This is a genomic window from Olleya sp. 1-3 (assembly GCF_002836085.1).
Lineage (GTDB): Bacteria > Bacteroidota > Bacteroidia > Flavobacteriales > Flavobacteriaceae > Olleya > Olleya namhaensis.
This window is the reverse complement of sequence record NZ_PJBW01000039.1, coordinates 1-467: the sequence shown is the minus strand read 5'-3', so window position 1 is coordinate 467 and position 467 is coordinate 1. Positions and strand designations below refer to the sequence as shown.

The 467-nt window shown below is 41.8% G+C and carries 1 protein-coding gene; it reads right to left on the bottom strand.

Annotated elements, in window-relative coordinates; genetic code table 11:
- On the bottom strand, positions 1–467 hold a 467-nt coding region (locus CXF54_RS12960), incomplete at both ends, for a hypothetical protein (protein WP_157823461.1).

Here is a 467-nt window from a genome sequence, read left to right as displayed (position 1 = left end):
TCCCAAGTACAAGTCGTGTTGTTGAATGTTGCAGTTTCGTAACATTCTGTAGTTGGTTCTGCAGGTTGTGTTCCTGTTACATCCCAAGTACAAGTCGTGTTGTTGAATGTTGCAGTTTCGTAACATTCTGTTGTTGGTTCAGCAGGTTGTGTTCCTGTTACGTCCCAAGTACAAGTCGTGCTGTTGAATGTTGCAGTTTCATAACATTCCGTAGTTGGTTCCGCAGGTTTAGATCCAGAAACATCCCAAGTACAAGTCGTATTATTGAATGTTGCAGTTTGGTAACATTGAGTATCTGGTTCTGCAGGTTTTGTTCCCGTTAGATCCCAAGTACAAGTTGCGTTGTTGAAGGTTGCAGTTTCATAGCATTCTGTAGTTGGTTCTGCAGGTTGTGTTCCCGTTACATCCCAAGTACATGTGGTATTATTAAACGTTGCAGTTTCATAACATTCCGTAGTTGGTTCTGT